Annotated in this window: 14 protein-coding genes and 1 pseudogene; all 15 read left to right on the forward strand. The window is 36.4% G+C overall.

The genetic code is table 11. The annotated features are described in order from the left end of the window. Positions 1 to 63 precede the first annotated feature (63 nt). Positions 64 to 537: pseudogene (locus A5821_RS17560) on the forward strand (DUF2247 family protein). 199 nt (positions 538 to 736) lie between these two features. Beyond that, positions 737 to 1405, forward strand: coding sequence for a TetR/AcrR family transcriptional regulator (locus A5821_RS01430; RefSeq protein ID WP_086312698.1), 669 nt, complete (start codon positions 737 to 739; stop codon positions 1403 to 1405). Then, the gene (locus tag A5821_RS01435; protein ID WP_086312699.1) at positions 1383 to 2339 is read left to right on the forward strand and encodes an alpha/beta fold hydrolase; all 957 of its coding nucleotides are present in this window, start codon (positions 1383 to 1385) and stop codon (positions 2337 to 2339) included. The genes A5821_RS01430 and A5821_RS01435 overlap by 23 nt, the downstream gene beginning before the upstream one ends. Positions 2340 to 2596: 257 nt before the next feature. Continuing rightward, on the forward strand, positions 2597 to 2965 hold the full coding sequence (locus A5821_RS01440) for a DUF2620 domain-containing protein (protein WP_086312700.1): 369 nt from the start codon (positions 2597 to 2599) through the stop codon (positions 2963 to 2965). Between the two features lie 4 nt (positions 2966 to 2969). After that, a complete protein-coding gene (locus A5821_RS01445; protein ID WP_086312701.1) occupies positions 2970 to 4277 on the forward strand; it encodes a YhfT family protein in 1308 nt (435 codons plus the stop codon). 23 nt (positions 4278 to 4300) lie between these two features. Then, a complete protein-coding gene (locus tag A5821_RS01450) occupies positions 4301 to 5188 on the forward strand; it encodes a phosphotriesterase family protein (RefSeq protein WP_086312703.1) in 888 nt (295 codons plus the stop codon). A gap of 2 nt (positions 5189 to 5190) precedes the next feature. Further along, positions 5191 to 6285, forward strand: a complete 1095-nt coding sequence (locus A5821_RS01455) for an aminotransferase class V-fold PLP-dependent enzyme (RefSeq protein WP_086312705.1) — start codon at positions 5191 to 5193, stop codon at positions 6283 to 6285. A 5-nt stretch (positions 6286 to 6290) separates the two neighbouring features. After that, positions 6291 to 7214, forward strand: coding sequence for a GntR family transcriptional regulator YhfZ (yhfZ, locus tag A5821_RS01460; protein WP_086312708.1), 924 nt, complete (start codon positions 6291 to 6293; stop codon positions 7212 to 7214). Positions 7215 to 7227: 13 nt separating this feature from the next. Beyond that, positions 7228 to 7581 carry a PRD domain-containing protein gene (locus A5821_RS01465; RefSeq protein ID WP_086312710.1) on the forward strand — a complete coding sequence of 118 codons (354 nt, stop codon included), beginning with the start codon at positions 7228 to 7230 and terminating at the stop codon, positions 7579 to 7581. Positions 7582 to 7593: 12 nt separating this feature from the next. After that, positions 7594 to 8745 carry a YhfX family PLP-dependent enzyme gene (locus A5821_RS01470; protein ID WP_086312712.1) on the forward strand — a complete coding sequence of 384 codons (1152 nt, stop codon included), beginning with the start codon at positions 7594 to 7596 and terminating at the stop codon, positions 8743 to 8745. 3 nt (positions 8746 to 8748) lie between these two features. Next, positions 8749 to 9960, forward strand: a complete 1212-nt coding sequence (locus A5821_RS01475) for a phosphopentomutase (protein ID WP_086312714.1) — start codon at positions 8749 to 8751, stop codon at positions 9958 to 9960. A 201-nt stretch (positions 9961 to 10161) separates the two neighbouring features. Next, positions 10162 to 11859, forward strand: a complete 1698-nt coding sequence (locus tag A5821_RS01480; RefSeq protein WP_086312716.1) for a metallophosphoesterase — start codon at positions 10162 to 10164, stop codon at positions 11857 to 11859. A 148-nt stretch (positions 11860 to 12007) separates the two neighbouring features. Next, complete coding sequence (locus tag A5821_RS01485; protein WP_086312718.1) at positions 12008 to 12391, forward strand: DoxX family protein; 384 nt, start codon at positions 12008 to 12010, stop codon at positions 12389 to 12391. Between the two features lie 363 nt (positions 12392 to 12754). Continuing rightward, positions 12755 to 13201: a MarR family winged helix-turn-helix transcriptional regulator gene (locus tag A5821_RS01490; protein WP_086312720.1), complete on the forward strand. Its 447-nt coding sequence runs from the start codon at positions 12755 to 12757 to the stop codon at positions 13199 to 13201. Beyond that, positions 13201 to 15582, forward strand: coding sequence for an ABC transporter ATP-binding protein (locus tag A5821_RS01495; protein ID WP_086312722.1), 2382 nt, complete (start codon positions 13201 to 13203; stop codon positions 15580 to 15582). The genes A5821_RS01490 and A5821_RS01495 overlap by 1 nt, the downstream gene beginning before the upstream one ends. Positions 15583 to 15594 lie beyond the last annotated feature (12 nt).

Consider the following 15594-nt stretch of genomic DNA (forward strand, 5'->3'; position numbering starts at 1 on the left):
CAGACAACTCAAAATTAACATATTAGGTAAAAAGGTTCTTGAATAAGTCTTAAGGAGTAAACTATGAACTTAGCTGACTTAAAAAATAGACAAATAACATATGACTGGAAAACCATTTATGTAGGAATTATTGAAAACTATTTTGACGTGAATATTATTTCTGATTACGCTATAGAATTAATATAGAAAGGTAACGATGATGTTTTTGTTAGCGAACTAGCATGGGGCGTAGAGTCAGATAATTCAAAACAAGTATTATCTGACGTTAAACTGCATTTTTGTCAGAATATAGATGATAGTAATTATCAGAATGAAGCCAGAAAACTTAGATTTATTTATTTAGCTAAACTAAATTCGGAAATTACTAATGAGGATGAACTATTAAAAGAAATAGCTTATTTTTATGATAATCATAGTTATCCTGTGGACATGGCAAGCTTCATTAATTATGTGCCTCAAGATTTCCCAACTACAAAAGCTGATTTGATAAGTAGATTTTATGAATTCTTAGAAACAGAGAAAAATGAGGTTAATTAAGCAAGTATGATCGTGTTTAGTAATGTTGAAATAAACGATTGTGTATGAGAACTTAAAATATAAGTTGAGTAATGTTCTAAAACAGAACCTACTCAGCTTTTTTTAGTAACTAAAACAATGAAAATATAATTTGACATTCCCCAAAAAAAGCGTATGATAAAAACATACCGATTGAATGTTTTTTGAGAGGAGAGAAAAGATGGCTAAAAAATATACAGCAGAGGAAGCTAAATCATTAATTCTAGATGTTTCAACACAACTATTCATAGAAAAAGGCTATGAAAAAACATCTATTTCCGATATCGTCAAAGGGTTAGACGGTTTAACTAAAGGTGCCGTTTATCACCACTATGCATCTAAAGATGAAATCATAGATGCCGTTGTCAGACGATTTATTCCCAATGAAACTGCCTTAACAGCAATTATGGAAAAAGATAAATTAAATGGGTTAGAAAAAATTCAAGCTTTGCTATTTGAAGGAATGTTCAATAGCGAGGCTAGTAAATCCCGAATCCTTAGTTTTACGTTATTAGATAATCCTAAATTCTTTTCAATGTATATTAGAACGACGAATGAAATTATGGCACCATTAGTAGAAACCTGTTTGATCGAAGGAAACAGCGATGGATCAGCCGCAGTTGATCAACCGAAACAAATGGCTGAATTAGCGATCTTGATTTTAAGTACGTGGTTTATTCAAGCCTTGTTTCCAAATACAGTAGAGACCTTTTTTGAAAAATTAATGGCTGCCAAAACAATGCTTGAAAATAGTGGAATGCCAATTATCAGTGATGTATTTTTAGAGCAACTTGACCAACAAATTATGATAAAGGCGGCAGAACTAAATGAAAAAACAACTGAAAACTAAATCACTAAGCATCAGACTATTAAAAGGATTCGGCAAAGTAATCTTAGGTATAATCACCATCCTAATTGTGTCCTTAGTAATTACTTTTACGATTCACCAGATAAGTTTGAAAAGTGAAGCAAAACGAATTGAGTCTTATGGTGAGAAATTAAAAATATTTGATGGCGAGATGAATATTGTTGATGAAGGTAAAGGACAGAAAACGATTTTACTTTTACCTGGACAAGGAACAGCTAGTCCTTATTTAGATTTTAAACCGATGATCGATGAGTTGAAGAAAGAGTATCGTGTAGTTACGATTGAGCCATTTGGCTATGGCTTAAGCAGCCAAACGAATCGACGTCGTAGCGTTGAAAATATTGTGGAGGAAATCCATCAAGTAGCCAAAGAATTGAAGCTTTCTAAATACACTTTAATGGGGCATTCGATTGCGGGGCTTTATGCAGTGAATTACGCCCAAGTTTACCCAAAAGAAATGGAAGGTTTTGTGGGAATTGATTCCAGCACACCGGAACAACCTTGGCCTGGTATTGATATGACAGTCTTTGACTTCTTAAAAACAGCAGGTGTTTTTCGAGCGTTAATCAACATTAATCCAGAAACAGGGTTAGGGGTGAGTCAAGATAGTCCAGACTTTGAACAGATTAAGTTACTGACGATGAAGAATATGAGTAGTCCTGCGATGAAAGATGAACTTCAAGAATTAAGTAATAGCTTCCCTGATTCTCGTGGCTTAACCTATCCAAAAAATATGCCGGTTTTATTAGTTGTTGCAGATAATGATATGAATCAAAAAAAATGGCTTGAGCTGCATCAAGATCAGGTGAAAGGTTTAGATAAAGGAAAATTACTTCAACTGCCAGGCGCCCATTATTTACACCATACGCAAATGGAAACAATCGTAAAAGAAACAATTGATTTTTTGGGAAAATGACAGAGTTGAGGAATGACAATGAAAAAATAGTAAAAACAATTCCACATTTTTTAGAGAAGTAAATGTCATGGTACAAAATTTTGAGAAAAGTAAATGGCTAAATTCAGGCTAAAATATTAGTGCCATGACCTATCCGATAGAAAGGGTTTACATCCAAAAATAAAGATGCTATAATAACCCTGAAAACAAAAATACATTTTTTTGTATTTTTATTTTCGAAGTAAATATACAAAATTTTGTACGAAAGGAGAATTATCATGAAGAAAATCGTTATAGGTGGGCAAATCGAAAAATCAGCAATCGAAGAACTGCTACAAAAGTATGGAAAGGGGAACTACGAAATCACCGTAAAAACCGATATCGATGCGGCAATGGCATTAAAAAATGGGACTGCTGACTATTATTTTGGGGCCTGCAATACAGGAGGCGGTGGCGCATTAGCAATGGCGATTGCATTATTGGGCGGAGATAAAACGGCAACATTAGGCATGCCGGGGACGACCGCATCTGAAGAAGAAATCAACCAGAGTGTAACTGCTGGGAAAATTGCTTTTGGTTTCACTTCACAAGATATGGACTTTATCATTTCAAATGTGATGAAAGCGCTTGAGAATAAGGGGGAGTAATAAAATGGCATTAAACATAGTAATCATGGCAGCATTATGTGCTGTAACAACGATTATGGCGAATACGAAAATTGCTGTTTTTAACGATGCGCTAAGACCGATCGTTTTAGAGTACCGTGAAAAGCGGGTCACAAAATCAGCATTAGGAACTACGGCACTGGCTTTTGGAATCGGGTATATAGTTGGGTTTATTCCACAGTCTATTGCGTCCAGCGTAATTATCATTCATGTTGTTTTATTGGGAACAGATATTATTGGTAGCTATTTGCCAGATAATAAAAAATATTCTATCTGGATAGCTGGAGCAGCTGGCGGAGTTTATGGCGTTGTAATGGGGGCGGGTCTAGGAACAATTCAAAAAGTATTTGAAATTCTTCCTTATAATTTCTTAGATAGTCTCGGTCAAGTCTCATCCGTTGTTTTAGTAGCATTTGCTGTTTTCCCAGCCTTAGTTGTAGCCCTTCAATATGGTTGGAAAAAAGGAATGATCACCTTTACGGCAACAGTATTAGCTCAAGTGGTGACAACACAATTTGGTTCGTTTAATTTAGCCAATGGTAATACGATCGTTATTAATGCAAATGCGATTGCGTTGCTCGTTGGGATGATTTTTATGATCAGTTATGCGATGAATGATAAAAGAGAAAGAACAGATTCTCAGGCACAATTGGCAAATATCTTTGCGGAACGAGTAAAACAAATTAAGAAATATTGGTACTTATTTGCTTTATCTGGCGCATTGATTGCTTTGGCGGCTTCGATGTCAATTGTAACGGAATCTGCACTCTCAGCTCCATTATACCAAGAAGGTCAATTTAATTCAGCTGCTTTGACCGAATTAGCTCGTGTTGTTGGATTTATTCCATTAGTTGTAACGACTGGAATTGCTACAGGAACTTATTCACCAGCTGGCATCAAGATGGTTTTTGTGATTGGCTCAATCGGTGCGGCGATGGGACAACCGCTTTTAGCCTTTGTGGCAGGCGGTATTTGGATGTCCATCGAAGTGTTACTCTTAACGAAATTCTCTGTATTGTTGGATCGATTCCCAGGAATGCGTGATGCTGGTGATAATATTCGAACAGCGATCACAAAAGTCTTGGAAATCGCCTTGCTTGTTGGTGGTGTGATCGCAGCAACAGCGATTGCTCCTGCTTGGGGTGGTTTATTTGTTGTTGGACTTTACGTATTAAATGGCACATTCAAAAAGAAAATGGTCGACCTTGCAATTGGACCAGTGGGTGCCTTATTAGTCGGTGTGATTTCAAATGTTTTAGTATTACTTAATTTAATGACACCACCAGGACTTTAAAAAATTTAGGAGACGACAACGAAATGAGCTTAGTAGATGGAATCACTTATATGCATGAACATACGACAATTGATTTGTCTCGTATAAAAAATATCGACGATACAAACCTAAATTGTTTTGAGGAAACAATCATAGAATTTAAAGAACTTTATGATAAAGGCGTCCGTAATATTGTGGACGTTACAAATTTAGATATGAAGAGAAATCCATTATATGTCCAAAAAGTGGCAGAAGCATCAGGTATCAATATTGTGCAAGCAACGGGCTTTTACACTGAAAAATTTTTACCTACTATTGTTACGGAATGGTCAGTTGAAGATTTTGGGAAATTAATGATTAAGGAAATCCAAAGTGGTATCGCAGATACAACTATTAAAGCTGAGATCATTGGTGAAATTGGTTCAAGTAAAGATGGTTGGACGGTAAATGAGAAAAAAGTTTTCGATGCATCTGTGATTGCCCATAAGGAAACGGGTGTGCCAATTACCACCCACACAACCCTTGGAACAAACGGTCATGAACAAGTTCAGTTTTTTAAAGAAAACAATGTTGATTTAGCATCTGTTGTGATTGGACATGTTGATTTAAGTGGTAATCTTGAGTACATTTTAAACATGTTAGACCAAGGTGTCTATGTAGAATTTGATACAATAGGAAAAGAAAACTATCAACCAGATGCACTCCGTGTATCGATGTTAAAAGAAATTGAAAAAAGAGGATTAGCAGATCAGGTCTTTTTATCAATGGACATTACCCGAAAATCAAATATGAAATTTAAAAATGGCATTGGTTATTCGTATTTACTTGATACGTTTGTCCCAATGATGAAAGAAGCAGGAATTTCGAGTAACACAGTTGAAAAAATGCTGATTCATAATCCTTTGAATTTCTTTGGACAAGGAGTGAAATGAACATGAAAACATTTCCTTTAGAAACGATGAATCTAGAAGAAGCAATGAAGAAACAATTTCAAATTGTCGATTGTATTACGAGAAATTTTGAAGGTTCAGAAATCTTAACACGTGGCGATTTAGGCGTTGTGCCAGGTTATAATCAACCCATCACTACGAATAAAGTAGAGAGTGTGTTGAAAGAGTTATTTACGGCAGAGGCAGCAATGTTAGTGCGCGGTGCGGGTACAATGGCGATTCGTCTGTCATTACATGCGGCAAGTAAAAAATATGGAAAAACAGTACTCGTTCACGATGCACCAGTATATCCCACGACGCAAACATCGATTGAGATGCTGGGTTTAAAAACAGTTGTTGCTGATTTTAACCAACCAGAGGCAATTACAACTGCGCTTGCTGAAAATGATATCCAATTGGCAATCGTTCAATTTACAAGGCAAAAGCCCGACGATGCTTACCAACCAGAAGCTGTTATTCAAAAAATAAAAAAACAAAATAAAGATATTGTGATCATCACAGATGACAATTATTCTACCTTAAAAGTACCAAAAATCGGCGTAGAATGCGGTGCAGATCTCTCTTGTTTTTCGACGTTTAAATTATTAGGTCCAGAAGGTGTCGGCTGTATTGTAGGAGATGCCCAATTGATCAAAGCGTTACGTAAAGAGAACTATTCTGGAGGATTGCAGGTACAAGGGTTTGAAGCAATAGCAGTATTGCAAGGGTTGATATATGCACCGGTAGCTTTAGCGATTTCATCTCAAGTTTCTGATGAAGTGAAAACGCGTTTAAATTCCGGTGAAGTTAAAGGCGTAAAGCAAGCCTTTATCGCTAATGCTCAGTCTAAAGTGATTATTGTAGAGTTTGATCAGCCGATAGCAGAAGAAATACTGAAACAAGCGGAAAAACGAGGAGCAGCCCCAAATCCAGTAGGAGCGGAATCAAAATATGAATTTGTCCCGATGTTTTATCGACTTTCAGGAACCTTTAGAGCAGCATCGCCAGAAAGTACTAAAACGATGATTCGGATCAATCCGATGAGAGCGGGTGCCGATACGATCATTAGAATTATAAAAGAGTCAATAGAAGGGAACTAAAGCTAATGCAAGAGGAATTTCTAAATAAAACGGGAAAAGCAATTCAACAATTATCAGGTGAGTTGATTTTATTATCTGAAGGTAGTCGGATGCCTGTGATTTCAGAGTTTCAAGAAAAATATGGGATGTCACGGGGAACGGTTCAGAATGCTTTGAATTACTTGAAAGAAGAAAAAATAATCCACACAGTAAGTCAAGGACGTCAAGGGACGATTTTGACCACGATCGACTACCAACGATTACAAAAAATTGTGATCGAAGGACCGATTCGTGGAACGATGCCGTTACCGTACTCCAAGACATACGAAGGGTTTGCGACCGGTTTATATGAAGTATTTCAACGTGCAGAAATTCCTTTAAGCATGGCTTATGTAAGAGGTTCTAAAGATCGAATGGATTTGACGAGTGAAAAGACCATGCATTTTTCAATTGTATCAAAACTAGCTGCGCTACAAGCAATAGCGGAAGAGAACAAGTTAGAAATTTTTAAAGACTTTGGACCTCGCAGTTATTTGTCTAATCATGTAATGATCTTTTCAAATCCAAAAAGTTCAAAAATTGAAAACCATATGCGTGTGGGAATTGACCATAATTCTTACGATCAACAGATTTTAACGGAAAATGCGACAGTTGGTAAAAAAGTTGAATTTATCGAAGTGCCAAGTCATCAATTGATTTATTCACTGGAACAAGGACTGATCGATGTAGGAATTTGGAATTACGATGAAATCAAAGATCGAAAATTAGATCATTTAAACTATCAGTTTCTTGAAGGTAGTGTCGAAGATGATTTATCCAGTACAGCAGTTTGTGTGATCCATAAAGACAATCTGCTATTAAAAAAAATATTAATGAGTGTGATTGATGAAACAAAAATTTTATCTGTTCAAAAGCAAGTCATAGAAGGTAAAATGATCCCTCATTATTAAAAGGACGATTTAAATGATTGGAAAAAAACTAGAAATCTTAAAAGAGTCAAACGTGATAGATGAAGAAACAGAACAGTTTGTATTGGCTGTAAATAGCTATTTACTGGAACAAAAGGTCATCGAGAAGGAAGAACATTTGGATATGTTTTTAACGCATATCGCTATGGCAGATGCAAGGCAGAAAAAGAATGAAGCTGTAATCAATATGGATGAGTTGATTTTATCTGAGATTCAACAAGATGAAAAGTTAACAGAATCAAAGGCGTTGTGGAAAGAGTTATCGCAGTATTCCTCTACAGAGTTTAGTTCAGAGGAATTATGGTTTATTTATATGCACATTATTAATCTATTGAAGAAAGAGCAGTAAGGGGGGATTCATTTGTTTCTACCGATGATGAAACAAGAAAATCCTGCCTTGATAGACGCAGGAATTTATTTACACCAAACTGGACAAATTCTTCCCGATACTTACATTTTAGACTTAGATACAATTCGTATGAATGGTGCAGTGATGTTAGAGAATGCAAAGAAAATCGGCATCGAACTGTTTTTTATGCTAAAACAAATTGGTCGAAATCCGTTGATTGCAAAAGAATTAATGGCTATCGGCTATCGTGGAGCTGTGGTAGTCGACTTTAAAGAAGCACTCATCATGATGGAAAATCATATTCCTCTCTGTAATGTTGGGCACTTAGTGCAAATACCAGATCAGCTCATAGAAAACATTATGGTTTACGGTGCGGAATATATCACTGTTTTTTCTCTTGAAAAATTAGAGCAGATCAATGCAGTAGCTCAAAAATTAGGCATCAAGCAAAAGGTTTTGCTAAAAGTTGTTGCAGATGATGATCAACTATACGAAGGGCAGTTCGGCGGATTTTTACTAAAAGATCTTGCTGAAACAAGTAACGTTTTTCATGAATTCGGTGCTATTGAATTTAGTGGTATTACTTCTTTTCCTTGTTTTTTATTCGACGAGACATACACCACATTATCACAAACAAAAAATGTAGAAACAATCGAAAAAGCTCGAACTATTATGCGTCAGGCAGGTTTTACAGTACCTGAGCTGAATGTTCCTTCTGCATCATGTAGCGAAACATTTCCATTTATTAAAGAAATTGGCGGAACACAAGCGGAACCAGGGCATGCATTGACTGGAACGACGCCATTGCATGCTTATAAAGAACAGCCAGAAAAACCAGCTTTAGTTTATGTAAGTGAAATATCCCATAATTTTAAAGGAAAAGCCTATTTTTATGGTGGTGGCTACTATCGCAGAGGTCATTTGAATTCAGTACTGATCGATGAAGCAAACACTCGCACAGAGGATCAGGTTGAATCATTTTCAGATGAAAGTATTGATTATTATCTTTCTACCTCAGCGGAACATCATGTTGGGGCAAGCGTGATTGCTGCTTTTCGTACCCAAATATTTGTTACGAGAAGCAATGTGGCTATTGTAAAAGGAATTAGTGAAGGCAAACCAGAGATAGTCGGGATTTTTGATAGTCAAGGAAGAAGGATTTAAAAAATGAGTCGATTTATTATTAATGTTTTAGACAGCTTTGGTGTGGGGGCAATGAAGGATGTGCCATTGGTTAGACCAGCAGATAATGGCTCAAACACAGCGAAACATATTATAGAAAAGATTCCGACGATAACGATCCCTACATTAGAAAAACTTGGATTGATGAATATTCTAGAATTTGAAACAGAAGAATTAACATTTTCACTAAAAGCAAATTACGGAAAAGCGAATTTAACCCATCACGGAGCTGATTCATTTTTAGGCCATCAGGAGATTTCTGGAACGACACCAAAAGAACCATTAAATCAGGCGTTCAATGAAGTGATCGATGAAGTTTTCGAGCATTTGAAAGCCAAAGGGTATCAGGTTCGCTATGTAGGAGAAATAGATGAGCCTAAGATTCTAGTTGTAAATGAAGTGGCTACAATTGGTGATAATTTAGAAACGGATTTAGGTCAAGTTTTTAATGTTTCAGCAGCTCTTGATGATAGTTCATTTGAAGATGTGACAGTTTTAGGGAAAGCTGTCCGAGAAGTGGTCAAAGTATCTAGAGTGATTACATTTGGCGGACATGGCATCCATTTGGCTGATTTATTAGCTGCTAGAACTGTGATTGGAAAATTTGCTGGAGTGGATGCACCAAAATCAGGTGTTTATAATAATGATTATCATGTCATTCACCTCGGATATGGGATTGATCCTAATGTCCAAATTCCTACGATATTAGATCAAGCAGGAATTCCAGTAGCTTTATTTGGCAAAGCGGCGGACATTATTCAAACCTCCAGTGAAAAGCTGTTTCCTGGTGTAGATACTGAAGAACTATACGATAAACTGATTGCAGAAGTGAAAGCAAATGACAATGGTTTATTCTTCATTAATATCCAAGAAACGGATTTGGCTGGACATGCAGAAGATGTTGAAAGGTATGCGGATCGCTTAGAAATCAGTGATAAGAAACTAGCAGAATTAATTCCTCTTTTAAATCAAGGAGATTTGCTGATCGTAATGGCTGATCATGGGAATGACCCAACAATTGGTCATAGCCAACATACACGAGAACTCGTGCCTTTGTTAGTTTATAGTCCAGGTATTGAAGGAAAAGTGATTGGTGAAAGAGAAACGATGGCGGATGTAGCAGCTACGGCAGCAGAATTTTTTGAAGTAGGGAATCCGCAAAACGGCCAATCATTTCTTCATAAGTTAAACAGTTGATTTTTTATATTGCTGAGTGATGTTCTGAATCAGGACTCACTCAGCTTTTTAATATCATTTTCGACAAGCTAAGAAAAAACAGAGGGGATCGACTAAAAACGAATTGCATTGTTTTAAAGAGTCTAATACAATGAACATGACGAATGGATTGATTGTTCTATTAACGAAAGTCAGAAAATAAAGGAAGTAGGTGATCCAATCATGAAATCAAACAAAGAGAAAGATTCTTTTTTTATCGAGGAGCGAAAGTCCTTATCACCTTCAATAACTGGGAACAGCTTACCTCTGGAAATTGCTACGCGTATTGATCTTTATCCAGAAAATAAACGGAGACCCGTTAATAAAACAATAGTCAAAAATGAGTATTTCCAATTAACCTACAATATGAAAGAAAACTCGCTAAATATATCTTCCAGAGGTGATCTTGTCTACTCTGCAATCCCTTATGATACGGCTAGGAACTATATCCAACGTGCAGCGATTCAATATTTACTTCATCCAGAAGCCGCTCACCAATACATCGAGTCACACAAAATAAATTTAGAAACCTATCTTAAGCTCAGTATTTTTCAAGTAACAAATAAACGAGTAGATGAAAATTCTGCTAAAGTGACCCAAGCGTATGAAGCAATATTTAAAGATCCATTATTTGAGATCCAAATACTAGGACGTTTATTGCAACATGATGAAACTGGTGCACTTTCGGCTAATCTTGCAGGGAAGTTTTTATTCAGTGAAAATGTCAAAACAGGAATATCCGGCTATATTTCAGAATACCTTAAGTTTGTTGTTCAGTTGACTCAAGCTTTACCTCTAATGACGGATGGAAAAAATATCCGACTATTAGACTCAGTCATGCAAAATAGTGCGATTTCGGCTAATCATTTAACCTTTGAATCTGATATTACATCGGCGTTAAGTTTACTTCCTCAAGAAGTCAAACAAACAATAGAAAATTCAATCATTATCGGGAGCCAAACTATACCTACAAACAATAAATTACTTTTACGATCAGAATTTGGAAAAGAACTGTCTGAGGTTAGGCAAAACTATGTTGCTCATAGTGTTGATCCAAGAGAACTGGAACAGTATTTTGAAAATGTTCTTCCGATAAAAAATCCTAATTTAGTAAATGTTGTTTCCGACGTCCATGCGACAGATGAGAAGCTTCCATTCACGAATAAAAACTTCAATATCATAGTTGGAACTTCAGAGGATTCTCCTATAGTTGATGAAGAGATCAAGGGACTCTATGTTATAGGGAATCACGAATTATCTGATGTACTGCCAAAAAGCCAAAGTAAAGAAAACGAAGAATGGAAGAAATGGACTCCTTTTTTCAAAAATAAATGGTTTCAAGGTCTTATGCGGAATCCAGATGATTCTTGGTATCAACTGCCTATAGGCGATCATATCTATTACGAGTGTGTAAAAGACGAAATTGAAAAGCGGTTTCCTAAAATGAACGTATTAAATAATAATAGTTTTGTTCACAATGGGATTCGTTATATTGGGCTGACAATTCCAGTTGTACTTGTAAGACGAAAAAAAGCACAACAAAAATTTATCTTGGAGGCATTAAATCAACTATTAAACAAAGACCATGATAGTCCAACCGTAATTGTTTCACATGCACCTTTATTTAATGAACTAAGCATGCTTTCGCCAGACAGTACGGCATATAAAAAAGACTATGTTTGCTCAGAGCTAAAAATTGAAAAGCTCTTTGAAGAGTACAATATAATTGGTGCTATTCATGGTCACCATCATATACCAGCATCCTTTGGCCGATATAAAATGGTGCATTTTGCAGGAAAAGAATTGTTTGTCGTTTGCTCGATCTATTCTAAAATAAACACGGGATTTGAGTTGATGAATTTACTAAAGAGTGAAAATTAGCACTTAGTGATCAAGATAAGTGCTTTTCTTGTGTCTAAAAAGTAAAAATACTTTAATAAAAGAAAAATAAATATTTTAAGCTTACTTATTGTAAGTTCTTTTTTTGCATGATATAATAAACCATCAATTAAAGGAGGATACAAAATTAATGCAGTTAAAAAACGCAACAAGCACGAGTCTTTTATTACTAAGAATAACGTTAGGGATTACTATGGCAATACATGGGATAGCAAAGTTTTCAGATTTAAAAGGAACTACTGATTTCTTCGTTAGCTTAGGTCTACCAGCTTTCATGCCTGTAATTATTGCACTGATCGAAGTTGGCGGAGGTATTTTTATGATTATTGGTTTACTAGTACCTTTGGTTTCACTAGGTTTTATTGCTATTCTAGGCTCAGCTATGTTTATGTTAAAATCTGGAAGTGGTTTTGTTGGTGGCTATGAATTAGAGTTGTTGCTAATCGTTATGTCAGTAGCATGTGGTTACTCACATTTCAACAAAAAAATTATTCAATTCATACCGCCAGCTTAATTTAAATAAAGGTAATGTGAATTAAAGTTATAATGAAAAAAGCAGTAAATCGATTTTTATTTCGATTTATTGCTTTTTTAATATATTAGTTTAAGAATTTTACCTTCACTCAGTTGAAATGAATAAAGTAATTTAGTGAAACATATTCTAAATGAGCATGTTGTAGCGCGTGCTAAACTATAAAAAAGCTTGTCAATCAGATTCAATGACTAAAGATTTTTAAATAAAACCGTGTTCATTTAATTTTTTGAGCCAATCCTATTGACATCAAAAGCTATTTGCGTTAATATCAAACAGCATTAGTTACTAACACTGTTAGCTATTAATGGTAGAAGTAACTATTTTGAAAAAAGGAGGAGTCATATGTCATTCGCAGAAGAGGCCGAACAAGAACTTATGCGTCTAATGGTTCAAAATCGACATAGCGCATTTAGTAGACTAGAAAAGAGCAATCAAGGTGAAAGTATTGTTATTAAGTTTCTACATCGTTATGGGGAGCCAACTAGCCCAAAGCATCTCGCTGAATCATTGAATTTATCTAGCGCTCGTATCGCCGTTGTCTTAGGAAGTTTAGAAAAAAAAGGACAAATCGAACGGAAAATGGATCCAGATGATCGCCGCCGTATCAACGTTACACTAACGGAATGCGGGAAAAAAGCAGCGAAACTGCAAAAGAAAGAAATGCGCGATAAGATCGTTCAGGTTTTTAAACTAATGGGAGAAACAGACACCAAACAGTTCATCGAGCTAACTGCGAAATTCGTAGACTACTCCCAACAAATTTCCCAGAAAGAGGAAGGTGACCAATAGTGAAGATTTTCAAATATCTCGGCAAATACTGGTATGCGGTCATCGCAGTTCTTGTGCTTTTAGTCGTACAGGCAAATAGTGATTTAAGCTTACCAAAATTAACATCGGGAATCGTCGATGTCGGTATTCAACAAGGAGGGCTTGAATATTCTACACCTGAAAAAATCAGGAAAACAACTCTTCAGGGCATCGAAATGTTCATGACAGACGATGAGAAAAAAACAATTGAAGACAACTATAAATTAACGACTGAAAAAATTGATGGAAAAGAAGTTGAAGTTTATACATTAAATCTTCAAGACGGTATGACCGAAGCTAAGTTAGCTGATATCTTTAATCTACCAATGATGATGCTTGCTTCCGCTCAATCTAAAGATTCATCTAGTGGTAGTGAAGCAAAAGCAATTATCGACGATTATAAAGCAGTTGGAGAAGATGCTGCTAAAGCAAAACAGCTTGGTGAAGAAGCAACAACATTAGGAGAACAAGCAAAAGCAGCAGGTGCTGCGGCAGCCTCAGCAACAGATAGTGCTACAGCAACTGAAAAAGGGACTGAAGCTCAAGAGTTGGCTGCAAAAGCACAAGCAAAAGGTGCAGAAGCGAAAGCGTTAGCTGATTCAATCAAAACAACGACAGATGCTATGCCTGCAAAAGTCGAAGCCGCTCGTAAAGAGACTAAAAACAGCTTAGGCGATTTAGGGGCAGATTCAATGAAAACAGTAGGGATTCAATTGACCCTTGCTGAATATAAAGCACTAGATATGAATACGCAACAAATTCAAACAGATTATATGGTCAAAACAGGAACTAAAATGGTTCTCTTAACCCTTGTTTCTGCAGTGGCTGCAATCATTGTTGGGTTGATCGCCTCATTAGTAGCAGCTTCTGTTGGGCGAAACTTGCGTGTCGGTCAATATGAACGAACATTGCAATTTTCAAATACTGAAATGGAGAAATTCTCTCCAGCTTCATTGATTACACGTAATACCAATGATATCCAACAAATGCAAATGGGGATCGTAATGATCATGCGTATCGTGTTATATGCACCAATCTTAGGTATTGGCGGGATCTATAATGTTTATCAAACAGGAACAGGTATGGGCTGGATTGTCGGTGTAGCTGTCGCAGCAGTTCTAGTGTTAGTTCTAAGCTTACTCGTAACAACAATGCCTAAATTTAAAGCATTACAAAACTTAGTGGATAGAGTCAACTTGGTTTCTCGTGAAATCATCACTGGATTACCTGTTATTCGTGCATTTTCACGTGAAAAATTCGAAGAAGAGCGTTTTGATGTTGCGAATACGAATTTAATGAAAACTCAATTATTCGTTAACCGTGCAATGTCTATTATGATGCCAGTCATGATGTTATTGATGAATGGTATTTCAGTTTTGATCGTTTGGGTCGGCGGACATAATATGAATAACGGTCAATTACAAGTTGGGGATATGATGGCCTTTATTACGTATACGATGCAAATCGTTATGGCCTTTATGATGTTGTCAATGGTTTCAATTATCTTACCTCGTGCTAATGTTGCTGCTGGTCGTGTGGAAGAAGTTCTCGAAACAGAACCAACGATCAAAGATCCAGAACAACCTAAAGATGACCATGACTTCAAAGGTGAAGTGAAATTTGAAGCGGTAGAATTCCGTTACGGCGATGCGGATGAAGATGTCTTACATCATATCAACTTTACGGCAAAACCAGGTCAAACAACAGCGTTGATTGGTTCAACAGGTTCAGGTAAATCAACGATCGTTAACTTGATCCCACGTTTGTTTGATGTAACAGGTGGACGAATTACGATCGATGGCATCGATATTCGTGAGATGAGTTTGCATAAATTACATGAAATCATTGGATTTGTGCCGCAAAAAGGGATCTTATTCTCAGGTGATATTGCCTCAAATATCAAATTTGGGGATGCAAATATCTCGGATGAACAAATGCGAAAAGCAGCTGAAATTGCTCAAGCTGAAGAATTCATCGATTCAAATGAAAAAGGCTACGATCGGGAAATTTCTCAAGGTGGAACGAACGTTTCTGGTGGACAAAAACAACGATTATCCATCGCTCGTGCCTTAGCGAAAAATCCTAAAATCTTGATCTTTGATGACTCATTCTCAGCACTGGATAATAAAACAGATGTGGCGTTGAGAAAAGCCTTATCTGAAAATATCAAAGGTGCGACGCAAATCATCGTTGCTCAAAAAATCTCTACGATTCTTCACGCAGATAATATTATCGTATTGAACGAAGGTCGTGTTGTAGATCATGGAACACATGATGAATTAATGAAATCATCCACTGTCTATCAAGAAATTGCTCAATCACAATTGAGTAATGCTGAATTAGGCATAGAAGAAGCAGAGTAGGGAGGAGCGAAG

Source organism: Enterococcus sp. 7F3_DIV0205 (assembly GCF_002141365.2).
Lineage (GTDB): Bacteria > Bacillota > Bacilli > Lactobacillales > Enterococcaceae > Enterococcus_L > Enterococcus_L palustris.